Origin of the sequence: Burkholderia sp. D-99 (genome assembly GCF_011605345.1) — a bacterium.
In the GTDB taxonomy this organism is placed as follows: Bacteria; Pseudomonadota; Gammaproteobacteria; order Burkholderiales; family Burkholderiaceae; genus Burkholderia.
The window spans coordinates 1,275,727-1,301,323 of record NZ_JAAOXM010000002.1 but is presented as its reverse complement, the minus strand read 5'-3'; the positions used below and the strand labels follow the sequence as shown (position 1 = coordinate 1,301,323).

At 68.3% G+C, this 25,597-nt stretch carries 20 protein-coding genes; 11 read left to right on the top strand and 9 right to left on the bottom strand.

Features of this window, described 5'->3' with window-relative positions; all coding sequences use genetic code 11:
• Positions 1 to 82: 82 nt before the first annotated feature.
• Complete coding sequence (locus HAV18_RS13045) at positions 83 to 1,141, bottom strand: CaiB/BaiF CoA-transferase family protein (RefSeq protein ID WP_166956145.1); 1,059 nt, start codon at positions 1,139 to 1,141, stop codon at positions 83 to 85.
• A gap of 86 nt (positions 1,142 to 1,227) precedes the next feature.
• Positions 1,228 to 1,995 carry an IclR family transcriptional regulator gene (locus HAV18_RS13040; protein WP_166956143.1) on the bottom strand — a complete coding sequence of 256 codons (768 nt, stop codon included), beginning with the start codon at positions 1,993 to 1,995 and terminating at the stop codon, positions 1,228 to 1,230.
• Positions 1,996 to 2,129: 134 nt separating this feature from the next.
• Here HAV18_RS13040 and HAV18_RS13035 point away from each other — a divergent pair, with 134 nt between their 5' ends.
• The 7 genes from HAV18_RS13035 (at position 2,130) to HAV18_RS13005 (ending at position 9,652) form a co-directional block, all read left to right on the top strand.
• A complete protein-coding gene (locus tag HAV18_RS13035; RefSeq protein ID WP_166956140.1) occupies positions 2,130 to 2,912 on the top strand; it encodes a crotonase/enoyl-CoA hydratase family protein in 783 nt (260 codons plus the stop codon).
• A gap of 80 nt (positions 2,913 to 2,992) precedes the next feature.
• The gene (locus tag HAV18_RS13030) at positions 2,993 to 4,213 is read left to right on the top strand and encodes a CaiB/BaiF CoA-transferase family protein (protein ID WP_166956138.1); all 1,221 of its coding nucleotides are present in this window, start codon (positions 2,993 to 2,995) and stop codon (positions 4,211 to 4,213) included.
• Positions 4,210 to 5,010, top strand: coding sequence for an enoyl-CoA hydratase/isomerase family protein (locus HAV18_RS13025; RefSeq protein WP_166956136.1), 801 nt, complete (start codon positions 4,210 to 4,212; stop codon positions 5,008 to 5,010). The genes HAV18_RS13030 and HAV18_RS13025 overlap by 4 nt, the downstream gene beginning before the upstream one ends.
• A gap of 86 nt (positions 5,011 to 5,096) precedes the next feature.
• Entirely contained in the window at positions 5,097 to 6,149 is a 1,053-nt protein-coding gene (locus HAV18_RS13020) for a porin (RefSeq protein ID WP_166956133.1), read from the top strand.
• 10 nt (positions 6,150 to 6,159) lie between these two features.
• Entirely contained in the window at positions 6,160 to 7,482 is a 1,323-nt protein-coding gene (locus HAV18_RS13015; RefSeq protein ID WP_166956131.1) for an MFS transporter, read from the top strand.
• A 38-nt stretch (positions 7,483 to 7,520) separates the two neighbouring features.
• Positions 7,521 to 8,675, top strand: a complete 1,155-nt coding sequence (locus tag HAV18_RS13010; protein WP_166956128.1) for an acyl-CoA dehydrogenase family protein — start codon at positions 7,521 to 7,523, stop codon at positions 8,673 to 8,675.
• 38 nt (positions 8,676 to 8,713) lie between these two features.
• Entirely contained in the window at positions 8,714 to 9,652 is a 939-nt protein-coding gene (locus HAV18_RS13005) for an alpha/beta hydrolase (RefSeq protein WP_166956126.1), read from the top strand.
• A gap of 58 nt (positions 9,653 to 9,710) precedes the next feature.
• Here the strand turns inward: HAV18_RS13005 and prpF are convergent, their stop codons facing one another.
• The 4 genes from prpF to prpB form a co-directional block, all read right to left on the bottom strand.
• Positions 9,711 to 10,904: a 2-methylaconitate cis-trans isomerase PrpF gene (prpF, locus tag HAV18_RS13000; RefSeq protein ID WP_166956123.1), complete on the bottom strand. Its 1,194-nt coding sequence runs from the start codon at positions 10,902 to 10,904 to the stop codon at positions 9,711 to 9,713.
• A gap of 24 nt (positions 10,905 to 10,928) precedes the next feature.
• On the bottom strand, positions 10,929 to 13,526 hold the full coding sequence (gene acnD / locus HAV18_RS12995; protein ID WP_166956121.1) for a Fe/S-dependent 2-methylisocitrate dehydratase AcnD: 2,598 nt from the start codon (positions 13,524 to 13,526) through the stop codon (positions 10,929 to 10,931).
• Positions 13,527 to 13,607: 81 nt separating this feature from the next.
• Complete coding sequence (gene prpC / locus HAV18_RS12990; protein ID WP_166956119.1) at positions 13,608 to 14,780, bottom strand: 2-methylcitrate synthase; 1,173 nt, start codon at positions 14,778 to 14,780, stop codon at positions 13,608 to 13,610.
• 115 nt (positions 14,781 to 14,895) lie between these two features.
• Complete coding sequence (gene prpB / locus HAV18_RS12985; protein ID WP_166956116.1) at positions 14,896 to 15,789, bottom strand: methylisocitrate lyase; 894 nt, start codon at positions 15,787 to 15,789, stop codon at positions 14,896 to 14,898.
• A 170-nt stretch (positions 15,790 to 15,959) separates the two neighbouring features.
• Between prpB and prpR the strand changes: the two genes are divergently transcribed.
• A complete protein-coding gene (gene prpR, locus HAV18_RS12980) occupies positions 15,960 to 17,942 on the top strand; it encodes a propionate catabolism operon regulatory protein PrpR (RefSeq protein WP_166956114.1) in 1,983 nt (660 codons plus the stop codon).
• A 47-nt stretch (positions 17,943 to 17,989) separates the two neighbouring features.
• Here prpR and HAV18_RS12975 read toward each other — a convergent pair whose 3' ends face one another.
• The gene (locus HAV18_RS12975) at positions 17,990 to 18,631 is read right to left on the bottom strand and encodes an ABATE domain-containing protein (protein ID WP_166956784.1); all 642 of its coding nucleotides are present in this window, start codon (positions 18,629 to 18,631) and stop codon (positions 17,990 to 17,992) included.
• A 250-nt stretch (positions 18,632 to 18,881) separates the two neighbouring features.
• Between HAV18_RS12975 and HAV18_RS12970 the strand changes: the two genes are divergently transcribed.
• Positions 18,882 to 19,265, top strand: a complete 384-nt coding sequence (locus HAV18_RS12970) for a VOC family protein (protein ID WP_166956113.1) — start codon at positions 18,882 to 18,884, stop codon at positions 19,263 to 19,265.
• Between the two features lie 193 nt (positions 19,266 to 19,458).
• Here the strand turns inward: HAV18_RS12970 and HAV18_RS12965 are convergent, their stop codons facing one another.
• Positions 19,459 to 20,307, bottom strand: coding sequence for an ureidoglycolate lyase (locus HAV18_RS12965; protein WP_166956111.1), 849 nt, complete (start codon positions 20,305 to 20,307; stop codon positions 19,459 to 19,461).
• 665 nt (positions 20,308 to 20,972) lie between these two features.
• On the opposite strand from HAV18_RS12965, the gene HAV18_RS12960 reads away from it, so the two are divergent.
• Together HAV18_RS12960 and HAV18_RS12955 are read left to right on the top strand one after the other, a co-directional pair.
• On the top strand, positions 20,973 to 21,794 hold the full coding sequence (locus HAV18_RS12960; RefSeq protein WP_166956109.1) for an IclR family transcriptional regulator: 822 nt from the start codon (positions 20,973 to 20,975) through the stop codon (positions 21,792 to 21,794).
• A gap of 185 nt (positions 21,795 to 21,979) precedes the next feature.
• Positions 21,980 to 22,531: a hypothetical protein gene (locus tag HAV18_RS12955; RefSeq protein ID WP_039349620.1), complete on the top strand. Its 552-nt coding sequence runs from the start codon at positions 21,980 to 21,982 to the stop codon at positions 22,529 to 22,531.
• A gap of 654 nt (positions 22,532 to 23,185) precedes the next feature.
• Here the strand turns inward: HAV18_RS12955 and HAV18_RS12950 are convergent.
• On the bottom strand, positions 23,186 to 25,543 hold the full coding sequence (locus HAV18_RS12950; protein WP_166956107.1) for a GNAT family N-acetyltransferase: 2,358 nt from the start codon (positions 25,541 to 25,543) through the stop codon (positions 23,186 to 23,188).
• Positions 25,544 to 25,597: the final 54 nt, after the last annotated feature.

The window sequence follows — 25,597 nt, the reverse complement described above, 5'->3', positions numbered from 1 at the left end:
CACCAAAATTAGCACCAATGGTATTCGCCGTTACTGCGTCGAAGCTCGGTTTTGCAAGCACAAGGCCGGATCGACTTGCACACTACGCCGGATCTGCCTCATCCCCCACCAGCGGCAAAAACCGCGGCGCCACGCGCGCCCGCACGTTCCCGTTCTCGTCAGTTCGATAGATCCCGCGTGCAACGTTGTGCGGATGCGCGGCCGCGTCGGCTACGCTCAGCAGCGGCGCGAAACACGCGTCGGTGCCTTCGAGCAGCGCGCGCCAGTGCGCGGACGGCTGCTGTGCAAACACGTCGGCGAAACGCGCCTTCAGCGCCGGCCAGCGCGCGCGGTCGTACTGCGACGCCGGATCGACGTCGGTCAGCCCGAGCCGTTCGACCAGCAACGCATAGAACGGCGGTTCGAGCGCGCCGATCGTCACGCATTCGCCATCCGCGCAGCGATATACGTCGTAGAACGGCGCATCGTGGAACAGGCTCGGCTGCGCGCCGTCGAGCTGCCCGTTCGCGCGTGCCCACAGCGCAAGCGAGCCGAGCATCGACACGATGTCGACGATCGCGCCGTCGACCACGCGCCCCGGCCCGCCACCGCGCACGTCGAACAGCGCGCAGACGATCCCGAACGCGAGGCCGAGCGCGCCGCCCGCATCGCCGACGACGGTCGGCGGCAGCCCCGGCCGGCCGTCGCGCGGCGCGGACAGCGACAGCAGCCCCGTCAGCGCGACGTAGTTCAGGTCGTGCCCGGCCGCGGCCGCGAGCGGGCCGTGCTGGCCCCAGCCGGTCATCCGACCGTACACGAGCTTCGGGTTGCGACGCGCGCAATCGTCGGGCCCGAGGCCGAGCCGTTCCATCACGCCGGGCCGCAAGCCCTCGATCAGCGCATCGGCCTGCGCGATCAGGTCGAGCGCCGCGCCATGGCCGGCCGGTGACTTCAGGTCGAGTTCGACGATCGTCTTGCCTTCGCGCAGCAGGTCACCGTCGCGGGCCTTCAACGCGTCCGGCGCGCTGGTGCGGCCGGCCGGACGCGCGATCAGCGTGATGCGTGCGCCCATCCCGGCGAGCATCCAGCCCGCGAGCGGGCCGGGGCCGAGACCTTCGAATTCGACGATGTGGATGCCGGAAAGCGGCGCGTTCAATGACATGGCGACCTCGCTGAAATACAGCCGGAACAGGAGCGGCGAAACCTCCCGATTCTATGCGAATGCCTGCGCGCGCCGGCCTCGTCCGGCTAGCCGGACGCCGCATCCGGGCGCTGCGCATCCAGCGCCTCCCGCATCGCCCGCACGATCGCGTCGCGACGCGCGTCGATCCGCTCGACGGGCCCGGCCACCCCCATCGCCAGCGGCAGGCCGTTCCAGCCGTCCGCGATCACCATCGAAATCATCGCGGCGCCCTGCGTGACCGTGTGCGCCGAATAGGAATAGCCGAGCCGGCGCGTCTGTTCGACCTTGTCGAGCACGACGTCCTCGTCGATCGTCCTGCCCGACTTCCCGATCCGGCGGATGCTGCGCGACACGAGCCGGCGGATCGTGCTGTCGGGCTGAAGGCTCAGCAGCGCCCAGCCGAGCCCCGACATGCACATCTCGCGACGCGTGCCGATCGGCGCATAAAACTGGATCGGAATCGTATGCGAGCCCTCGACCGCATCGATGTACTGCACGTACAGATCGCTCTGCACCGCGATCACGACCGCCTCGTGCGTGCGTACCGCCAGCCGCTTCGCGACGGCATGCCAGTGCCGCCGGCTGCCGGCCGCCGAATCGACCAGCGCTTCGCCGAGATTGACGAGCCGGGCGGTGGGCGCATACGCATGGGTCGCGTCGTCGTACGCGAGATAACCGAGCGCCTTCATGCTGGTCAGCAGCGCCGCCGCGCTCGACCCCGGATAGCCGCAGCGCGTGGCGATCTCGCGCACGCTCAGCGGCCGCTGCAATGCGCTGAAGAGTTCCAGCACCTCGAACACGCGCGCCGCGCTCTTGACCACGTTTCCGCTCATCCCGCCCTCTCCGCAGCTACCGGGACGGGCCTTCCACATACGTGGAACGGAATTTCCCGCCGCCAACCGTCGTGACGATACTAGGCTTCGGCCCGCGGCGTGAAGTCCCGCGGCACAGAACACACGGAGACACCATGGCAGCCTTTCTGATCCGTGAACGGCAGGGCCCGATCCTGACCGTCACGATGAACCGTCCCGAAACCCGCAACGCCATTTCGGACACCGATGCGATCGACGCACTGACCGAATGCTGCGACGACGCGAACCGCGACGAATCGATCCGCGTGCTGGTCCTGACCGGCGCCGGCACGACGTTCTCGTCGGGCGGCAACGTGAAGGCGATGCGCGCGTTCATGGAATCGGACCCGCACGATCTTGCCGCGATCCGGACCCGCTACCGCCGCGGCATTCAGCGCCTTGCGCAGGCGTTCCAGCAACTCGAAGTGCCGGCCATCGCGGCGGTCAACGGCCCGGCGATCGGCGCCGGCACCGATCTCGCGTGCATGTGCGACATCCGCATCGCTGCCGACCGCGCACGCTTCGCCGAGAGCTTCATCGCCCTCGGACTCGTGCCCGGCGACGGCGGCGCATGGTTCCTGCCGCAGATCGTCGGCGCCGCCGTCGCCGCGGAAATGTCGTTCACGGGCGATGCGCTGGACGCGCAAGCCGCACTGCGCTGCGGGCTCGTGTCGCGCGTCGTGCCCGACAGCGACCTCCTGGCACACGCACATGAACTGGCCGGCCGCATCGCCCGTCACTCGGGCACCGCGTTGCGCCTGACCAAGCGGCTGCTGCGTGAAGGCCGCCACACGAGCCTCGACACGTTGCTCGACCTGTCAGCGTCGTACCAGGCGTTCGCGCACGCGACGCCCGAACATCGCGCGGCGGTGAACGCGCTGTTCGCCGCGCGCGGCTGAACCCGCAACGCATCGCGGCCGTGCAGCCGGCGCGTGCCGGCCTGCCGGCCCATCACATCCACATCGAAGGAGACATCGTCATGACCAGCAGTAAGGAAGGCGCGCTCGCAGGCGTGCGCGTGGTGGACCTGAGCCGCGTCTATGCGGGGCCGTTCTGTGCGCAGACGCTCGCGGACCACGGCGCGGACGTCATCAAGATCGAACCGCCGCAGGGCGACGAAACGCGCGACTGGGGGCCCGCGATGCCGAACGGCCTTTCCAGCTACTACTGGGGGCTCAACCGCAACAAGCGCAATCTCGCGCTCGACCTGTCGCATCCCGACGGACGTGACGTGCTGTTCCGCGTGCTCGAAACGGCCGACGTGCTGATCGACAACTTCAAGCAGGGCACGCTCGAACGCTGGGGCATCGGCTACGACGACTACCTGCGCGAACGCTTCCCGCGCCTCGTTCATTGTTCGATCTCCGGATACGGCACCGACGGCCCGCTCGCGCGGTTTCCGGGCTACGACGCCGTCGCGCAAGGCCTCGCCGGCTTCATGTCGATCAACGGCGAGCCGGGCGGCATGCCGCTCAAGGTGCCGTTTCCGGTCGTCGATTTTGCGGCCGGCCTGAGCGCCGTGTCGAGCATCCTGCTCGCGCTGGTCGAACGGACGTGCTCCGGCCTCGGCCAGCACGTCGACATCGACCTGTTCAGCACGGCGCTGTCGATGCTGCATCCGGTCAGCACGAGCTGGATGGCGACCGGCGAGGTGCCCGTCGCGACCGGCAACGTGTACGGCGCCATCGCGCCGTACGGCGTCTATCCGTGCAAGGACAAGCCGGTCGCGACCGGCGCCGGCAACAACCGCACGTTCGCGCGGCTCGTCGACGCGCTCGGCGTGCCCGAGCTGGCGCGCGATCCGCGATTCGCGACCAACGCGCAGCGCGTCGCGCATCGCGACGCGCTCGACACGCTGCTCGGCCAGCTGACCGCCGAGCTGCGCGCCGACGACGTCGTCGAACGGTTGCTGCAGGCCGGCGTCGCGACAGGACCGGTGAATACCGTCGCGGATGCATTCGGCCACCCGCAGGCCGCGCGCAACGCGATGTTCGTCGACACCGACACGTACACCGGCGCAGGCATCCCCGCCAAACTGTCGCGCACGCCCGGCTCGATACGCCGGCCGCCCCAACCGTTCGCCGCCGATACGGACGCCGTGCTCGGCGCGTTCGGCATCGACGCGGCGCGCCGGGACGCGTTGCGGCAGGCAGGCGTGCTCCACGACACGCGCGCCGACGCCACCGGGAGCACGTCATGACCGCATCCGGCTCGTTTTCCTCGCTGACGGGCGACGACGCGCCGTCGATCCTTCGCAACGACGACGACGGCATCGCGTGGCTGACGATCCATCGCCCGCACGTCGCCAATGCACTGTCCGCCGACGCGATCCGGCGCCTGTGCGACGAACTCGTCACGCTCGACGATGACCCGTCGATCCGCGTCATCGTGATCCGCGGCGCGGGCGAACGCGCGTTCAGCGCGGGCGTCGATCTCGGCGATCCCGAGATACGCGGGATGCAGCCGATGCGCGGGCTCGCTCGCAACGTGCACGAGCTGATCCTCGAACTGCGCAAGCCGACGATCGCGGCAATCAACGGCCACGCCATCGGCGGCGGCTGCGAAATCGCGCTCGCCTGCGACCTGCGGATCGCCGCCGATCACGCGACCTTCGCGCTGCCCGAAGCGCGGGTCGGGATGGGTGCGAACTTCGCGAGCGTGCTGCTGCCGCGCATGCTGCCGCGCGCGATCGCGATGGAGCTGCTGTTCACGGGCCGCCGCTTCGACGCGGACGAGGCGCAGCGCGCCGGCTTGCTGAACCGCGTCGTCCCCGGCGCCGCGCTCGACGACACCGTGCGCGAACTCGCGCAGACGATCGCCGCGAACGCGCCGCTCACGATCCGCCGCATCAAGGAAACCGCGACGCGCAGCCAGGGACTGCCGGTGGCCGCCGCGCTGCGGCTGGACGTCGGCCCCGACGTCTACGCGAGCGAGGACCGGATCGAGGGCGCCCGCGCGTTCCTCGAGAAGCGCAAGCCGGTGTTCAAGGGACGCTGAACCCGGCACGCAAGGCCGCACCACGCGCGCAACCGCTCCCAGAACGCGGGCGCGCCACAAAAAAGACATGGAACGGAGACACCTTCATGCAACGGAAAGCACTCCTGATCGGCGCGTGCGTGCTGTGCGCCACATCGGCGCACGCGTCGTCAGTCACGCTGTACGGGATCGTCGACAGCTACGTCGAATTCGATCGCATCGGCAGCCTGTCGACCCTACGGCAAAGCGGCGGCGGCTCGTCGACGAGCCGGTTCGGACTGACCGGCGTCGAGGATCTCGGCGGCGGCACATCGACGAAGTTCGTGCTGGAAAGCGGCTTCTCGCCGGCCGACGGATCGTTCCAGGGCGGCACGCTGTTCTACCGGCAGGCCTACGTGTCGCTGCAAAACACGCGCTACGGCGACCTCCGGCTCGGCCGGCAATACACGCCCGCGTTCTACATCGTCTATGACGGCGATCCGTTCGGGCTCAACGAACGGCTGTCCCCGCTCGCGCTGCTCGCGACGTCGACGGACACGATCACGAGCAACACGACGCCACCGATTCCGCGCTTCAATCAGGCCGCGTCGTATCTGAGCCCCGACTGGAACGGCCTGCGCGTGATGGCCACGTACGGCTTTCCGACACCGAACGCGCTGTCCACGCAGGCCGGGCGCAACTACGGCGCGGGGCTTCAGTACCGGATCGGCGGGCTCTACCTCGGCGCCGGCTTCCAGGGCGACACGTCGGCCGGCAACCTGGCGCCCGTCGTCTCGCCGTCGACGACGCGCCACTACGTGTTCGCGGCCAACTACGCATTCGCACGCGTCAAGCTGTACGCCGCGTTTCTGTACGGCGTCGGCACGGCGCCGCACCTGCCCGCGTTCTCGACGGCGAGCGTCGGCGCGTCGATCAACGTCGGCGCACTCGATCGCGTGCTCGTCTCGGTCGTGCGCCGCGACGTGAAAGGCTCGGCGAACGACGCGACCGCGCTCGGCGTCGGCTACGACCATCCGCTGTCGAAGCGCACGTCGCTCTACGCGCGCTATCTGTACATGAAGAACGGCGGCGACGCCCGCAACACGATCGTCGTCGGCCTGCAGCCGCAACCGGGCGGCACCGAGCAGGTGTTCGCGCTCGGCATCGTTCACCGCTTCTGACGGAGTGCCCATGACCCCGACCCTTTCCACTCACCCGGCCGCCGTCGACGATCGTGCGACGCAGGCGCTCTACCGCCGGATCTCGCGCCGGCTGCTGCCGTTCCTGATCCTCTGCTACACGCTGTCGTTCATCGACCGGATCAACATCGGTTTCGCGCACGCGCAGATGGCCGCCGAACTGCACTTCTCCGACGCCGTCTACGGGCTCGGCGCGGGCATCTTCTTCATCGGCTACATGGCGTTCGAGATTCCGAGCAATGCACTGCTTGCGCGGATCGGCGCACGCAAGACGATTGCCCGGATCATGGTGCTGTGGGGGCTCGGCTCGGCCGCGACGATGTTCGTGACGACGCCCGCGCAGTTCTACGCGTGCCGCTTTCTGCTCGGCGTGTTCGAGGCCGGCTTCTTCCCCGGCATCCTGTTCTATCTCGGCGCGTGGTATCCGCCGCGGCAGCGCGCGAAGGCGTTCGCGCTGTTCATGACCGCGCTGTACCTCGCGGGACTGATCGCGGGCCCCGTATCGGGCGCCATCCTCTCTTACTTCGACGGCGCTGCCGGCCTGAGCGGCTGGCAATGGCTGTTCGTCGTCGAAGGGCTGCCGAGCAGCGTGCTCGGCCTCGTCGCGCTGCGCTTTCTCGACGACCGGCCGGACGACGCGCGCTGGCTGTCGGACGCCGACAAGGCCGCACTGCGCGCCGCGCACATCCACGCCGAAGCCGGCGCGCCGGACGCGAACACGGCACGGCCGCTGCTTGCGCACCGCGACTTCTGGCTGTTGTGCGCGGCCAATTTCGCGATCGCGGCAGCCGGCTACGCGCTCGTGTTCTGGATGCCCGTGATCCTGCATCGCGGCGGCCTGCATGGCGCGATGCAGATCGGCCTGCTATCCGCGTTGCCCTACCTGTGCGGCATCGTCGGCATGCTCGCGATGGGCTGGCGCACCGAGCGCCGGCGCGAATGGCGCGGGCACGGCGCAGTCGCAATGCTCGCGTGCGCGGCCGCGCTCGCCGGGCTGGCGAGCACCACCGGCACATCGCACCTGATGATCGCGCTCTGCGTCGCGGTCGCCACGCACGCCGCGGCATTGCCTGCGTTCTGGGTGCTGCCGGGGCTCGCGCTGCCGAAGCGCTCGATGGCGGTTGCGATCGCGGCGATCACGATGTCCGGCGCGATCGGCGGGTTCGCGAGCCCGTTCCTGATGGGCGTGCTCAACACGGCCACCGGGTCGATGCGCGGCGGCCTCTATTTCAACGCAGCGCTGCTGGCGGCCGGCGCCATCGCATTGCTCGGCACGCTGCGCACCCGCGCGGTGTCGCGCGCGAACGCCGGCTGACGGCATCGACCTCCCTTTTCTCACACACATCGACTCCCATGAATTTCGACCTTGAACTCGAACACCGGATGATCCGCGACCTCGTCGCACGTTTCGTGCAGGACGAGCTGATTCCGCTCGAAGCGGCGGTCATGGCCCGCGAGGCCGACGGCCAGCGCTTCGGGCTGCTCGACGAAGAACGCGCACACCTCGACGAGCGTTCCCGGCAGCTCGGCCTGTGGGGCCTCGACGCGCCGCTCGACGCCGGCGGCTCGGACCTGCCGGCCGTCGCGATGGTTGGCGTCAACGAAGCGATCGGTACGACCGTGACGCCGTACATCCTGCCGCCCGATTCACCGAACCTGCGGATGCTGTGCGAAGTGGCCGACGACGCGCAGCGCGCGCGCTATCTCGAGTCGTACGCACGCGGGCTCACGCGTGCCGCGATGGCGATCTCCGAGCCGGGCGCCGGCTCGGACCCGGGCGCGTTGTCGACGACGGCCGTGCGCGACGGTGACAGCTGGGTGCTGAACGGACGGAAGATCTGGATCAGCCACGCGCCCGAAGCCGACTGGACGATCGTGATGGCGCTCACCGATCGAAGCAAGGGCAAACGCGGCGGCATGTCGGCGTTCATCGTCGACCGCGATACGCCGGGCTTCGTCATCGAACGGCGGATTCCGATGATCGGCGGGCTGTCGACCTACGAAATCGTGCTGGACGACTGTCGCATTCCCGCCGCGCAACTACTGGGCCAGGAAGGTGCCGGCTTCGCGCCGATGCAGGCACGGCTCGCGAACCGGCGGCTGGAGATGGCCGCATGGTGCATCGGCCGCGCCGAGCGCGCGGTCGCGATGCTGTGCGACCATGCGAAACAGCGCAAGACCTTCGGCGTGCCGCTCGCGGAACGCCAGGCGGTCCAGTGGTGGGTCGCCGACGCGCTCACGCAGATCCACGCGTGCCGCCTCATGACCTACGAAGCGGCCGCGCGCGTGGATGCCGGGCAGGATGCACGCACGCAGATCTCGATGGTCAAGGTGTTCGCCACCGAAATGGCATCGAGCGTCATCGATCATGCGATGCAGACGCTCGGCGCGATGGGCATGACGAAGGAAATGCCGTTGCAGCAGATGGCCAGCGAAGCGCGGCTGATGCGCATCTTCGAAGGCCCGACCGAGGTGCATCGTTGGGTCATCGCGCGCAGCGTGCTCTGACCGCGGTGCACCGCCCACCTTCACGATGGAGCTACGCGTTGGACACCCTGCATCTCGTCGATCCTGAAATCCGCCCGCTGCTCGACACCTGGCCGACCGTCACGCTCGGCCTCGACAACCTCGCACAGTCGCGCGAACGCGTGCTGCCGCTGCCGCCGCCCGACCTTGCCGGCAGCACGCTCGAGCGCCGCACGGTGCCCGGCCCTGCCGGCGCGCCGGACGTCCCGGTCCTCGTCTACCTGCCCGACCATCAAGCGCCCCCGCTCCCGGCAATCGTTCACATGCACGGAGGCGGCTTTGTGCGCGGCAAGGCGAACGATCTCGAGGCGGTGCACCGGTCTCTCGTGACGCAGCTCGGCTGCGCGTTGATCTCGATCGACTACCGGCTCGCGCCGGAGACCGCGTTTCCCGGCGCGATCGAGGATTGCTACGCGGCGCTCGCATGGGTCTTCCGCCATGCCGATACGCTCGGCATCGACGCGGCCCGCATCGGCGTGGCAGGCGAGAGCGCGGGCGGCGGGCTCGCCGCCGCGCTGGCGCTGCTGGCCCGCGACCGCGGCGAATACCGGCTCGCGTTCCAGCATCTGGTCTATCCGATGCTCGACGATCGCACCTGCACGCGCACGCCGCATCCACATGCCGGCGAATTCGTCTGGCACGCGGCCAACAACCGGTTCGGCTGGACCTCGCTGCTCGGTCACGCGCCGGGCATCGACGGCGTGTCGCCATACGCTGCGGCTGCACGCGCCACGCGGCTCGACGGCCTGCCGCCCGCGTTCCTGTCGGTCGGCTCGCTCGACCTGTTCCTCGATGAAAATCTGGACTACGCGCAGCGCCTGCTCCGCGCGGGCGTGCCGACCGAACTGCACGTGCTGCCCGGCGGCGTGCACGGTTTCGACATCGTGCCCGGCGCACGTGTGTCCGAAACGGCGCGCCGACTGAGCCACGACGCGCTGCGCCGCTTCCTGCACGGCTGACTGAAACGACGCGGGCGGCCGAAGCCGCCCGCATCTCCATCGATACCGCCAGCAACGATCAGAACGCGTCGCCCGGCACCCGCACCCAGCCTTCCATCAGCACGCGCGCGCTGCGGCTCATGATCGCCTTCGTGACGGTCCACTCGCCGTTCTCCTGCTGCTGCGCTTCCGCGCCGACGCGCAGCGTGCCCGACGGATGGCCAAAGCGCACCGCGTTGCGTTCGCCGCCGCCCGCCGCCAGATTGACGAGCGTGCCGGGGATCGCCGCGGCCGTGCCGATCGCGACCGCCGCCGTGCCCATCATCGCGTGGTGCAGCTTGCCCATCGACATCGCGCGCACCAGCAGGTCGACGTCGCCCGCGTTCACGCGCTTGCCGCTCGACGCAACATAATCGGCCGGCTTCGCGACGAACGCGATCTTCGGCGTGTGCTGCCGCGTCGCGATTTCATCGAGCGTATCGATCAGGCCCATGCGCAGCGCGCCGTGCGCGCGGATCGTCTCGAACTTCTCGAGCGCCTTCGCATCGCCGTTGATCGCGTCCTGCAACTCGGTGCCCGTATAGCCGATCGCTTCCGCCTCGACGAAGATCGTCGGGATGCCCGCGTTGATCATCGTCGCCTTCAGCGTGCCGACGCCCGGCACCGCGAGATCGTCGACGAGGTTGCCGGTCGGGAACATCGACCCGCCTGCGCCTTCTTCCTCCGCGGCCGGGTCCATGAACTCGAGCTGCACCTCGGCGGCCGGGAACGTGACACCGTCCAGCTCGAAGTCGCCCGTCTCCTGCACCGCGCCGTTCGTGACCGGCACATGCGCGACGATCGTCTTGCCGATGTTCGCCTGCCAGATCCGCACGGTCGCGACGCCGTCGCGCGGCACGCGCGCCGGATCGACGAGCCCGCCGCTGATCGCGAACGGGCCGACCGCCGCCGACAGGTTGCCGCAGTTGCCGGTCCAGTCGACGAATGCCTTGTCGATCGAGACCTGGCCGAACAGGTAGTCGACGTCGTGGCCGGGCCGCGTGCTCTTCGACACGATCACCGTCTTGCTGGTGGACGACGTCGCGCCGCCCATCCCGTCGATCTGCTTGCCGTACGGATCGGGGCTGCCGATCACGCGCAGCAGCAGCGCGTCACGCGCGGCGCCCGGCGCCTGCGCGGCGTCCGGCAGGTCCTGCAGCCGGAAGAACACGCCCTTGCTGGTGCCGCCGCGGATATAGGTCGCGGGAATCCTGATTTGAGGAATATGAGCCATGTCTGTGTTCCCGTTGTGCGCCCGTCAGGCCGCCTGCGACGATTCGAGGAAGTCCTGCGCGAAACGCTGCAGCACGCCGCCCGCTTCGTAGATCGACACTTCCTCGGCGGTATCGAGCCGGCACGTCATCGGCACCTCGACGCGCTCGCCGTTCTTGCGGTGAATCACGAGCGTCAGGTCGGCGCGCGGCGTGCGCTCGCCGATCACGTCGAAGGTCTCGGTGCCGTCGATGCCGAGCGTCGTCCGGTTCGTGCCCGGCTTGAACTCGAGCGGCAGCACGCCCATCCCGATCAGGTTCGTGCGGTGGATCCGCTCGAAGCCTTCGGCGGCGATCGCCTCGACGCCCGCGAGCCGCACGCCCTTCGCGGCCCAGTCGCGCGACGAGCCCTGGCCGTAGTCGGCGCCGGCCACGACGATCAGCGGCTGCTTGCGATTCATGTACGTCTCGATCGCTTCCCACATCCGCATGACCTTGCCTTCCGGCTCGACGCGCGCGAGCGAGCCCTTCTTCACCGCGCCGTCGACGACCGCCATCTCGTTGATCAGCGTCGGGTTCGCGAAGGTCGCGCGCTGCGCGGTCAGGTGGTCTCCCCGGTGCGTCGCGTACGAGTTGAAGTCTTCTTCCGGCAGGCCCATCTTCGCGAGATATTCGCCGGCCGCGCTGTCCAGCAGGATCGCGTTCGACGGCGACAGGTGGTCGGTCGTGATGTTGTCGCCGAGCACCGCAAGCGGGCGCATTCCTTGCAGCGTACGCTCGCCGGCCAACGCGCCTTCCCAGTACGGCGGACGGCGGATGTACGTGCTCTGCGCGCGCCAGTCGTACAGCGGCGCCGCGCGCTCGCCCGCATCGGCGCTACGCGCGAACATCGGCTCGTAGACCTTGCGGAACTGCTCGGGCTTCACGCTCGACGCGACGATCGCATCGATCTCCTCGTCGGTCGGCCAGATGTCCTTCAGCGTGACGGGCTTGCCGTCCTGATCGTGGCCGAGCACGTCCTTCTCGATGTCGAAGCGGATCGTGCCGGCGATCGCATACGCGACGACGAGCGGCGGCGATGCGAGGAACGCCTGCTTCGCGTACGGGTGGATGCGGCCGTCGAAGTTGCGGTTACCGGACAGCACGGCCGTCGCGTACAGGTCGCGATCGACGATTTCCTGCTGGATCTTCGGGTCGAGCGCGCCCGACATCCCGTTGCAGGTCGTGCACGCGAACGCGACGATGCCGAAACCGAGCTTCTCGAGTTCGGGCAGCAGGTTCGCTTCTTCCAGATACAGTTCGACCGCCTTCGAGCCCGGCGCGAGCGAGCTCTTCACCCACGGCTTGCGCACGAGGCCCTTCGCGTTCGCGTTGCGCGCGAGCAAGGCCGCGGCGATCACGTTGCGCGGGTTGCTGGTGTTCGTGCAGCTCGTGATCGCGGCGATGATCACCGCGCCGTCGGGCATCTCGCCCGCCTTCTCTTCCCACTGGCCGGCAATCCCGCGCGCGGCGAGATCGGACGTCGGCAGCCGCTTGTGCGGGTTCGACGGGCCGGCCATGTTGCGCACGACGCTCGACAGGTCGAACGTGAGCGTGCGCTCGTATTGCGCGTTGGCGAGCGTATCGGCCCACAGGCCCGCCGCCTTCGCGTAGGTCTCGACCAGCTTCACCTGCTCGTCGCTGCGGCCGGTGAGGCGCAGGTAGTCGGTCGTCTGGCCGTCGATGAAGAACATCGCAGCCGTCGCGCCGTATTCGGGCGCCATGTTCGAGATCGTCGCGCGATCGCCGAGCGTGAGGCTCGCCGCGCCAACGCCACGGAATTCCAGGTACGCGCCGACCACCTTTTCCTTGCGCAGGAACTCGGTCAGCGCGAGCACGACGTCGGTCGCGGTGATGCCGGGCTGGCGCTTGCCGGTCAGCTCGACGCCGACGATGTCGGGCAGGCGCATCCACGACGCGCGGCCGAGCATCACGTTCTCCGCTTCGAGGCCGCCGACGCCGATCGCGATCACGCCGAGCGCGTCGACGTGCGGCGTGTGGCTGTCGGTGCCGACGCAGGTGTCCGGATACGCGACGCCATCGCCGCTGACCTGGATCACCGGCGACATTTTCTCGAGGTTGATCTGGTGCATGATGCCGTTGCCCGGCGGGATCACGTCGACGTTCTCGAACGCCTTCTTCGTCCACTCGATGAAGTGGAAGCGATCCTCGTTGCGGCGATCCTCGATCGCGCGGTTCTTTGCGAACGCGTCCGGATCGAAGCCCCCGCATTCGACCGCGAGCGAGTGGTCGACGATCAGCTGCACGGGCACGACCGGGTTCACCTTGGCCGGGTCGCCGCCGCCGTCGGCGATCGCGTCACGCAGGCCCGCGAGGTCGACGAGCGCCGTCTGCCCGAGGATGTCGTGGCACACCACGCGCGCCGGGAACCACGGGAAGTCGCGTTCGCGCTTGCGCTCGATGATCTGCTTCAGCGAATCGGCGAGTGTCGCCGGGTCGCAGCGGCGCACGAGGTTTTCGGCGAGCACGCGCGACGTGTACGGCAGCGTGTCGTAGGCGCCGGGCGCGATCGCGTCGACCGCGGCACGCGCGTCGAAATAGTCCAGCGACGTGCCGGGCAGGGGTTTGCGGTTGGCGGTATTCATGATGTGGGGCGGGAATCTGGGTATGACGTTCCACGCGCGCCGGCGGCCCGCATCACGGGTGCCGGCATGCGCGGCGGGCGATCAGCGCTTCTCGATCGGCACGAACTGCAGGTCTTCCGGACCGGTGTAGTTCGCGCTCGGGCGGATGATCTTGTTGTCGACGCGTTGCTCGATGATGTGCGCGCTCCAGCCCGACGTGCGCGAGATCACGAACAGCGGCGTGAACATCGCGGTCGGCACGCCCATCATGTGATACGACACCGCGCTGAACCAGTCGAGGTTCGGGAACATCTTCTTCGCGTCCCACATCACCGATTCGAGGCGCTCGGCGATGTTGAACAGCTTCACGTCGCCCGCTTCCTTCGACAGCTTGTGCGCGACGCCCTTGATCACCTTGTTGCGCGGATCGGAGATCGTGTAGACCGGGTGGCCGAAGCCGATCACGACTTCCTTGTTCTCGACGCGGCGGCGGATGTCGGCTTCCGCGTCGTCCGGCGAGCTGTAGCGGCTCTGGATCTCATACGCGACTTCGTTCGCGCCGCCGTGCTTCGGCCCGCGCAGCGCACCGATCGCGCCGGTGATCGCCGAGTAGATGTCCGAGCCCGTGCCCGCGATCACGCGGCCCGTGAACGTCGATGCGTTGAATTCGTGTTCCGCGTACAGGATCAGCGACGTGTGCATCGCCTCGACCCACGACTTCGACGGCGTCTTGCCGTGCAGCAGGTGCAGGAAGTGGCCGCCGATCGAGTCGTCGTCGGTTTCCGTCTCGATGCGCTTGCCGTTGTGCGAGAAGTGATACCAGTACAGCAGCATCGAGCCGAGCGATGCCATCAGGCGGTCGGCGATGTCGCGCGCGCCCGGCAGGTTGTGGTCGTCCTTCTCCGGCAGCACGGTGCCGAGCACCGACACGCCCGTGCGCATCACGTCCATCGGGTGCGCGGACGCCGGGATCTGCTCGAGCGCCACCTTCAGCGCGCTCGGCAGGCCGCGCAGCGCGCGCAGCTTGGTCTTGTACGCGGCCAGTTCGGTCAGGTTCGGCAGCGTGCCGTGCACGAGCAGATGCGCGATTTCCTCGAATTCGCACGATTCGGCGACGTCGAGAATGTCGTAGCCGCGGTAGTGCAGGTCGTTGCCGGTCTTGCCGACCGTGCACAGCGCCGTGTTGCCGGCCGTCACGCCCGACAGCGCCACCGACTTCTTCGGCTTGAATGCGCCTGCGGCGGCCGGTGCTGCTGCGTCTTTCGTCTCGCTCATGTTTCTGCTCTCCAATGTGTATCGGGGGTGTCATGTCCGCCGGGCGCGGCACGGGTGCGCGCGGCCCGGTTTCATGCAAAGCGTTCCGGGAACCGTGCCCGGCGCGCGGGCCGCGTTACTTCTTGCCCTGCGCGAACAGCTCGTCGAGCTTGCGCTCGTATTCGTGATAGCCGAGGAAGTCGTACAGTTCGGCGCGCGTCTGCATCGTCGGCACGGCCGCCTTCTGCGTACCGTCGCGGCGCAGCGTCTCGTAGAAGTTCAGCGCGGCCTTGTTCATCGCGCGATACGCGCCGCAGCAGTACAGCGCAATGTCGACGTTCGCCTCGCGCAGTTCGTCGAGCGTGAACAGCGGCGTCGAGCCGAACTCGGTCAGGTTCGCGAGGATCGGCACCTTCACGGCTGCCTTGAAGCGGCGGTAGTCGTCGAGCGACTTCATCGCTTCCGGGAAGATCATGTCCGCGCCGGCTTCGACATAAGCGATCGCACGCTCGATCGCGGCGTCGATCCCTTCGGCGGCGGCGGCATCGGTGCGCGCCATGATCACGAACTGGTCGTCGGTACGCGCATCGACCGCGGCCTTCACGCGATCGACCATTTCGTCGGTCGGCACGACTTCCTTGCCCGGACGGTGGCCGCAGCGCTTCTGGCCAACCTGGTCTTCGAGGTGCACGGCCGCGACGCCGGCCTTGATGAACGAGCGCACCGTGCGCGCGATGTTGAACGCGCCGCCCCAGCCCGTATCGATGTCGACCAGCAGCGGCAGGTCGGTCGCGTTGGTGATCCGGTTCGCGTCGATCAGCACGTCTTCCATCGTGCTGATGCCGAGGTCGGGGATCCCGAGCGAGTTCGCGGCGACGCCGCCACCCGACAGGTACACGGCCTTGAAGCCGACAGCCTGCGCCATCTTGGCCGCGTACGCGGTGATCGCGCCGACCACCTGCAGCGGCTGCTCGGCCGCGACTGCCGCGCGGAACTTCGCGCCGGCGCTCTGAAGATGCGTATTGCTCATGAACGGCCTCCTGATGGAATGCCCGATAACAGCAAGGACCGGGCCAGCTCGCGGAACGTCGCTAACCCACTGATTCTTAAGCAACCGGCACGGGCGATGCCATGCCCGGCGATTTCAATTCGGCAATCTCATGTTTCAAAAATGAAATCGCGCGCGCATAATCGACCGCCATGGACCTCTCCTCGACCAAGCCCGTCGGCCCGGCCGATCGCGCGGCGCGCCCGCGCATCTGGGCGATGGGCATCAGCCGCCTGCGCGATCTCTTTCGCGAGATCGCCGGCGAATTCGACGAACGCGCCGACGTGCGCATCGTGACGCGCGCCTATGAGGATGCGCTCAGCGCGATCGCGGAGGCCGGCACCGCGCGGCCCGACGTGATCGTCGCGGCCGGCTCGAACGGCGGCTTCCTGAAGACGCGTGCGCAGGTGCCGGTGGTGGTGGTATCGCCGACCGGTTTCGACGTGATGCAGGCGCTCGCGCGCGCCCGGCGCGACGCGTCGCGGATCGCGCTCGTCAGCGCCGGGGAAACGCCGCCGGAAGTGCGCCGCTTCGTCGCCGCATACGGCCTCGACGTGCAGTTTGCGTCATATCAGTCCGCGCAGGAAGCGGAAGCCTGCGTGCACGAGCTGCGCGACCGCGGCATCGAGACGATCGTCGGCCCCGGCCTCGTCACCGATCTCGCGGCCAGCGCAGGCATGGGCGCGGTGTTCCTGTATTCGCATGCGTCGGTGCGCAAGGCTGTCGATACGGCGCTCGAAGTCGCGTATGCGACACACGCCGAGGCGTTCCGCCGCCAGCGGCTCGACAACCTGCTTCAGCACCTGCGCGACGGCGTGGTCGCGCTCGACGCGCGCGGCCGCGTGGAGGCGATCAACGAGCGGCTCGCGTCGGCGCTCGGGGTCGAACCCGCGGCGGCCGTCGGCCGCGCGCTCGTCGACCTGCGGCCCGAGCTGCGCACGCTGCGCGGCGAGGACGGCGACGCGCTCGCGACCGTGCGCGGCGTGCGTTACGTCGTGCATCGCGGGCCGCTCGTCGATCGCGGCGTCACGTCGGGCAGCGTGCTGACGTTCCAGGAGTCGCGTGCGGTCGAACGGCTCGACCGCGCGCTGCGTTCGCAACCCACCACGCAGCAGTTCGCGGCGCGCTACGCGCTCGACGACGTGGTCGGCGCATCGGCGCCGATGGCGCGCGTGCGCGATCTCGTGCGCCGCTACGCGAAATCCGACGCGACCGTGCTCGTGCTCGGCGAAAGCGGCACCGGCAAGGAAATGATCGCGCAAAGCCTGCACGCGCTGTCCGCGCGGCGCAGCTACCCGTTCGTCGCGGTCAACTGCGGCGCGTTTCCGGAAGCGCTGCTCGAAAGCGAACTGTTCGGTTATGAGGAAGGCGCGTTCACCGGCGCGCGGCGCGGCGGCAAGACCGGCCTGTTCGAGGCCGCGCACCGCGGCACGCTGTTTCTCGACGAGATCGGCGAGATGCCGCCGTCGCTGCAGAGCCGGCTGTTGCGCGTACTGCAGGAGCGCGAGGTGATCCGCCTCGGCTCGACCGAGCCGATCCGCATCGACGTGCGCGTGATCGCCGCGACGCACCGTCCGCTGCTCGCGGCCGTCGAGGCCGGCACGTTCCGCGCGGATCTCTATTACCGGCTCAACATCCTGAACGTCGGCCTGCCGCCGCTGCGCGAGCGCGCAGCCGACATCCCGGCACTCGCGGCCACGCTGCTCGTGCAGGCCGCACGCCGCGAGCCGCGCCTCGCCGACCGCCTGCGCGACGCCGCCGATGCCGCGCGCGTGCTCGGCGCGACGCAGGCCACGCTCGCGCGCTACCGGTGGCCCGGCAACGTGCGCGAACTGCAGAACGTGATCGAGCGGATCGCGGTGGAACTCGCCGAAGAAGCCGATGAAAACGATCCCACGGCCGCGTGCGGCGCGCTCGATCCCGACGCGCTTCAGGCGATCGCGCCGGAGCTGTTCGCGGCGCCACCCGACGCGGCCGACACCGACGATGCGCAGACGCTGCACGCGCGCCGCCGCCGTGCGGAAGCCGACGAGATCCGCGCGGTGCTCGACGCCTGCGGCGGCGACCGTGACCGCGCGTGCGCGATGCTCGGCATCAGCAAGACGACGCTGTGGCGGAAGTTGTCGGCGAAATAAGCAGGGTGGCTTCGACGCGCCGGCGCGCGCCTGGCTGAAGCGGCCCGTCACTCGGCCTTGTGATAATGGCGGTACGCCTTCGCGCGATTGCCGCACGACGACATCGAGCACCAGCGGCGGCTACCGTTCTTGCTGTCGTCGATGAACAGCCACTGGCAGGCGTCGTTCGCGCAACGCTTGACCTTCGCGAGCCGCGCACCGCCGAGCAGGTCGATCGCCGACCACAGGACCGGGCTCAGCAGCCCGGCCAACGTCGCGCCCCCCTCCCCGATCCGCCACGCATATCCGCCGTCGATGCGCGCCAGCGCGACGCGCGGCGCCGCTTCCGCGAGAAAGCCGCCGAGCAGCGCCAGATCGTCCGCGTGCGGCTCACGCTGCTCGGCCTGCGCATGAAAGAGCCGATACAGCGCCTCGCGCAGCGCGAGCGCGCGCGCGAGCGTCGCCGGCTCGTCACCCCTCTCCCGTACGCGACACGCGTCGGCCAGGCCGGCCGGTACGCCCGCCTGCTCGCGGCACCACATGAACAGGTCGTCCAGCGTCCCGAAGGTCTCCGTCGGCGCGTCGGTGCCGCGCCAGTACAGCGTGTTCGCGAAATCGATGCTCAGCGTTTCCGGCGGCGCCGGAATCAGGCAGTCCGTCGTGACGGAAGGTTGCATTTTGGTCATGACGCGATCGTATCTAACCATCATGCCGGTTGACAAGCATCCGGACGCTTTCTAACATAACCAGCATGGTGGTTAAAAACAGGTTCGCTGCACTGCGCCCTTTCAGCTCAAGGAGACACAGATGATCGATCGCCTTTCCTTCGGAGTTATCCACAACGACCGCAGCCGCGCGTTCCACGACAGCACGCTCGGCGCGCTTCGCTACAAGCGACTGGCATGGTGCTTGTAGGCAGGTTGCCGTACTGACGTCCCATTCAGTTCAAGGAGCCCACAGATGATCGATCACCTTTCCTTCGGCGTCGCCCACATCGGCCGCAGCCGCACGTTCTACGACAGCACTCTCGGCGCGCTCGGCTACAAGCGTCTATATAGCGACGACGGCTCGATCGGCTACGGCGAGACCGAACCGGTACTGTGGCTGCAACACGCGGCTCGCCCCATCGCCGCCGACCTCGACTCGGGGCTGCACCTGTCGTTCAAGGCCGCGTCGCCCGTCGAGGTCGACGCGTTCTACCGCGCCGCGCTCGAGCACGGCGGCCAGGACAACGGCGGGCCCGGCAAGCGCGAGCACTACGGCCCCGGCTATTACGCCGCGTTCGTCGTCGATCCCGACGGATACCGGCTCGAAGCCCATTGCGAGCTCGACAACGTCGTCTGATCCGGTTCGTACGGACGCGAGTGAACGACAAGGGCCCGATTCCGCATCGCGCGGAATCGGGCCCTTGTCCTTGTCGTTGCTGCATCGATGCCTGGTTCGCGACGGCCGCCGCAGGCAAGCACGCCAATGACCGGACGGCGCGGCCGGGTTGCGGTTGATTGCACCCGCGATCCGGCCCGCGCCGGGCACATGCTTATTGCGCGTTGCGCGTGCTTTGCAACTGCTCGCCGAGCCCTTCGACCCCGAGGCGCACCGTCTGGCCGGCCTTCAGGAACACCGGCGACGGCTTGATGCCCATCCCGACGCCCGGCGGCGTGCCGGTCGTGATCACGTCGCCCGGCTGCAGCGTCATGCAGCTCGACAGATAGGCGATCAGCTGCGCGACGGTGAATACCATCGTGCGCGTGTTGCCGTTCTGATAACGATGGCCGTCGATTTCGAGCCACAGGTCGAGACGCTGCGGATCGGGCACCTCGTCACGCGTGACGAGCCACGGACCGATCGGGCCGAACGTGTCGAAGCCCTTGCCCTTGTCCCACTGGCCGCCGCGCTCGATCTGCCACTCGCGCTCGGACACGTCGTTGACGACGCAGTAGCCCGCGACGTAATCGAGCGCGCGCGCTTCGTCGACGTCCTTGCAGGTCGCGCCGATCACGACGCCCAGCTCGACTTCCCAGTCCGTCTTGACCGAACCCTTCGGGATGTCGATGCCGTCGTTCGGGCCGCAGATCGAGCTCGTCCACTTGCCGAACACGACCGGCTCCTTCGGTACCGGCATGCCGGCTTCGGCAGCGTGATCGGCATAGTTCAGGCCGATGCCGATGAACTTACCGACCTGCCCGACGCACGCGCCGATGCGCGGCTCGCCCGACACGAGCGGCAGCGTGGCCGGATCGATCGCGCGCAGCCGCGCGAGACCCGCGTCGGACAGCACGTCGCCGGACAGATCCGGCACATGCGCGGACAGGTCGCGAATCCGGCCGTCCGCGTCGAGAATGCCGGGCTTTTCCTGGCCGGACGGGCCATAGCGAAGCAGTTTCATCGTGCTCAACCTCTGTAGTCGAATGGGACAGGATACCGGCCGACGCGGCCCTTCACAGCCGCGCGCCGGACTGATTGTCGATCGTCGATTGCACGCGCCGGCGCCGCATCCGGCATGCCGTTCGACGTGCAAGGGTCGCGCGGGCGCAGCGATCGTGACACCGCACGGAAGTACGGTGCGCATCGAACGGGCGGCCGCCGGTCTGCGCATCGGCGACGACGGCCCGGCACCCGCGACATGGTCCGGCCCGTACCGGCCGGCTTCACGCGCAGCCGCACCGTCGCTGGCCCGCCAGTCTTTGTACCATCGGCCGCGCGCCATGAAATGACGCGCGACGGATACCGACTATTGGTGCGCCCGCGGACGCTGCGGCGCAGCATCGCGGGCGGCACCACAGCCCGATTTCCTTTCGACAACCTTGAACCGGTGCCACCTGTCATGAATACCGGGTATTCGGAGCTTCCCTGTCATCCTGAAAGCGAATCGATCCGTTCTTGTCCGGTAACGATCGGTAAAAAGACGCTGCATTGCACACTAAATGTTTGTTGTTAAGCTCAAACGGATGGCGTTCGTCGCCACACGCGGGCCCGACACAAGCGAGTTGCAGAATCGGTCAGCGTGCGTCGCCAATCGATCAACGGCAATCCCCCAACCTCACACCAACAATGCAAACAACCAACGACCTGCTTCCCGGCTGCGACGCTCGGGAATCGATGGGCGCAATCGACCGCTATCGTGCACCCGCGCTCGACAAGGGTCTCGACATTCTCGAACTCCTGTCGGAGCAGAAAGAAGGCCTCACCCGCACCGAAATCACGAAGGAACTCGGCCGCAACGCGAGCGAGATCTACCGGATGCTCGAACGCCTCGTCGCGCGCCGCTACGTGATGCGCTCGACCGGCGGCGACCGCTACTCGCTCAGCCTCAAGCTGTTCTCGCTCGCGCACCGGCATCCGCCGATGAGCCGGCTGATCGCCGAGGCCTTGCCGCCGATGCAGCGCTTCGCCGACGCCTCCGAGCAGTCGTGCCACCTGTCCGTCCTCGATCGCGGCAACCTGCTCGTGATCGCGCAGGTCGACGGGCCCGGCCCGTGGGGCGTGTCGGTCCGGCTCGGCTCGCGCGTCGGGCTCGCCGATACGGCATCGGGGCGCGTGATGCTGTCGTTCCAGGGCGCCGAACAGCGTGCGCACATGCTCGCCGAGCACCGCAAGGTCAAGGGCGAAGCGCCGCTGAACGAGCAGGAACTCGCGTACGCGTGCCAGTCCATCCGGCAGGCCGGCTACCTGCGCCAGGACAGCCGCCAGGCGTACGGTGTGACCGACCTGACCGCGCCGATCCTCGGGCCGTCCGGCCATGCGATCGCGGTGCTGACCTGCCCGTACATGCGCCGGATCGATGCGCACATGGCGCCGTCGGTCGACGCGGTCGTCGAAGGGTTACGCGACATCGCCGCCCATCTGTCGATGTGCCGCGCCGAAACCTGCTGACGCTGCTGACACGCAGGCGCGTCGGAACGCACCGGGTACGGCGCCATTGCGTCGATCCCGGTCGCACACAACCACGCCGATGCGGGGCGCGACGCACGGTGCCATATCGGGCGTCCACGGCGCTACGCTAAAATAGCGGCCCTCTCAAAAACTACGGCGGCCGGTTGTCGCGGCCGTCGTGTCCGATGGATGTCATGGCCAAACTTCTGAACGATCAAGAATTCCAGCGTTTCTCCGAACTTCAGCAGAAGCAGGCAAGCTTCACGATCACGCCCGAGGAGGCGGACGAACTGCGCGATATCGTCGCGCGCGCGCAGAAGAAGCGCGACGATCGTACGGCCGCGATGCAGGCGATCGAGAGCTATATCGAGCAGTTCGACATCACGCCCGACGAACTCTTCTCGCCCGAGCAGATCGGCGACGCGGCCCGCACCTACGGGCTCATCACGGCGACCAAGAAGGAACGCACGCTGCCGCCGTCGATCACGTTCAACGGCAAGCCGTACCAGTGGACCAAGACGCTTCCGGACGACGTGCGCGGCGCGCTGTTCGAGGCATTCACGTCCGGCGAATCGGTCAAGCGCTTCATCGCGATGCCGAAGGACACCGCGCGCTGTGCACTGACGATCGCCCGCCTCGAGCGCGAAACCGGCGCCGTCTATGCCGATCCGCACCTCGAGGAACTCGCGATTTCGCGCGACCAGGTGAACGACGCGGCGTCGAAACTCGCTGCCTGAATGTAACCGCGGGCACGGTTCATGCGTGCCCGCCCCCTGCGTGACGCCGGCCCTGGCCGGCGCTGCGCTTGCGCGAGCCGTCCGTCCGGATGCTCCCGAAAAGCCTCACCTTGACGTCCCGCAAGCCCTCACCCACGCCTCCCGAAAAAGCTCACCAAGGCTCCTGAAAACCCTCACCCAAGTCTCCCGGATGTCCTCACCGGCACTTCCCGTAGCCCCTCACCGATGCGCCCCGCAAAGGCTCACCGACACCTCCCGCAGATACTCACCGGCAACTCCCGGGAAGGCTCACCGAGTGCTCCCGTATCGGCTCACCCCAGCCCTCCCGAAGAAGCTCACTGCCGGCTCCTGAAAAGTCTCACCTTTTGGGCAAATTCGAATTTTCGAGGCTGGAATACGGCGGTAAATGCGTGTGGACACCTCGTGGAAAACTGCGACGCGGGTCGGATATCGCGGCCCGCGATACGCGTGTCGCGGGGCCATATGTGCGTCGATATTTCCGTCGCGAACGGGCACCGACACGTTCGCGGTTGCTTCACGCGCGAGACCGGTTCGAATGCTCTGCATTCCTGACTTAAAACATCTGCAACATGCCGGAAGGCCGGGGACATCGACTGCATGCAACGTCTCCGGGCGTCGGGCCGCCGACGGACGCTACGGCTGCAGCTTCATCCTGAAGCCCACGACGCCGGGCTCCTCCGTCGTCGACACGGCAAAACCGCACGACTTCGCAAGCGAGATCATCGCCGAGTTTTCGCGTAGCGCCTCGCCGATCATCCACGCCGTTCCGCGCGAGCGCGCATAGTCGATGATCCGGGCCATCATCAGCCGGCCAAGCCCCTTGCCCTTCTGATCGGGTCGTACCGCGATCGCGAACTCCGCCGTCTCGTTGTCGGGATCCGCCACCGCGCGCACCACCGCGAGCGTGTGGTCGCGCCCCGACACATCGGTGAACGACACGATGAAGGCCATCTCACGGTCGTAATCGATCTGCGTCATGCGCGCCACCTGCGAATGATCGAAGCTGCGCACCGCACCGAAGAATCGCATCCGCAGATCGTCCGGTGTCATCGCGCCGAGCAGCTCGTTGTGCGCGGCCTCGTCTTCCGGACGAATCGGGCGGATCGTCACCGTTTCGCCGCGCCACTCGAGCGTCTGCTCGAGGTGGCGCGGATACGGCATGATCGCGAGCCGGCTGCGCCCCGCGGCCAGCGTGATGCGCGGTGCAATCACTTGCGCACCGTCGGACCGCACGCGCAGCGTGACGGACATCGCGACGACTTCACGCACGTCGCAGACGACCTGCGACAGCGCCGTCAACGCGTCGAGCGTCGGCTCGACGGGTGTGCTGCGCGCATACGGCGAGCGTTCCATCACCGCGCGGGCGAGCACGGTGTTCAGCGGCGGCAGGCCATAGACGACGAACGGCGCCGATACGCCGTCCGCGGGCGGCACGGCATAGCGAAACACCGGGCCGAAGTTCGAGTCGTCGTACATGTCGACCGTGACATCGACGACTTTCGTACCGGCCGGCTCGATGGCCTGCTCATCCTGCAGGCCGAAATGGGACAGCCAGCGCAGCGCGGCTTCGCCGGTCAGCTCATGCTGGCCGGCTTCGACCATCCGGCGCGCGTCGGCCTGTGCGGACGCAACGCACTCGGCCGGCTGCGACGGCGTGCCCTCGGGCGTTTGCATCAGCAGTTGCCGCCCGAGGTTGTAGTCGACGAGACGCGCATACGCGCGTGCGAGCCGCTGCGGCGTGGTGTGCACGGGAATGCCGTTCGCATGCAATGCGTCGCGCGTCGCCGCGTCGACCGCGCCGAAGAAACACGCGAGGATGCCTCGATGCGCGTACTGCCGCGCTTCGATCAACGTGTGCGCAACCGCATCGGCTGGCGCGCTGTGCGAAGTCGAATGGACGACGAACAGTGGGCCTGTTTGCGGGAACGGCGCGAGCGCCTTGACCGCCGCGGCAAAATGCTCGGGGCGCGCATCGTCGCCCAGCGTCAGCGGATTGCCGGGCGATGCGAGATGCGGCAGCGCGGCCGACACGGCCGACGTGGCAGCGGGCGACCAGTCGGCCAGCATGACGCGCACTTCGGCCACCGCATCGACCGCGAGTTTCGCGACGCCCGCATCGCTCGTCACGAGCGTGGCCGCGCCGCGCGCCGTGACGCGGCCGACGCCGAGCGTCTCGATCTCGTCGAGCAGATCGTCGAGCGCATCGACACGCACCATCCCCGCGCGCTGGAACGCTGCCGTATAGAGCGCGTCGCCGGGATCGGCGCGGCCGGTGCGCAATGCGAGCACCGGCTTGTTGCGCGCGGCCGCGCGTGCGGCCGACATGAACTTGCGCGCCGCGCGCACGGTATCGAGTTCGAGCAGGATCGCGCGCGTGCCGGGGTCGCTCGCGAGATAGTCGAGCACGTCGCCCGCATCGACGTCAGACTCGCTGCCGAGCGCGACGACATGCGAAAAACCGAGGCCCCGCGCATCGGCCCAGCCGAGCACCGCGTTCGTCAGCGCATTCGATTGCGACACCCACGCGACGCCGCCCGATCGCGCCGTATAGGCCGGCGCGCCGAAATGGGCATGCCGTGCGGGCGACAGCACGCCGAGGCTGCCCGGCCCGACGATACGCAGCACGAACGGCTTCGCCGCCTTCAGCGTGCGATCGAGCGCGGCGCGATCGGCGTCCGTGCGCGCCTCGCCGACGATCACTGCCACGCGCGTGCCGAGCTCGCCGAGCTTGCGCACGATACCGGCCCAGGTCGCGGGCGGCGTGCAGATCACCGCAACCGACGGCGGCGCGGGCAACCGGTCGACATCGGCAACAACCGCATGCCCGTGCAGGTCACGATACTTCGGATTGACGGGCCACACGGGCCCCTGGAATGCTCCGTCGAGCACGCGCGACCACACCATCGCGCCGATACTGCCCGCGCGCGACGACGCGCCGACGACCGCAACGGACTTGGGCTGGAACAAAGCATCGAGATGGCGAACGGTCACATCGGCTCCCTGCGATAACGAAAGACGACCCGATCGGCCTGCGGCACGGACAGT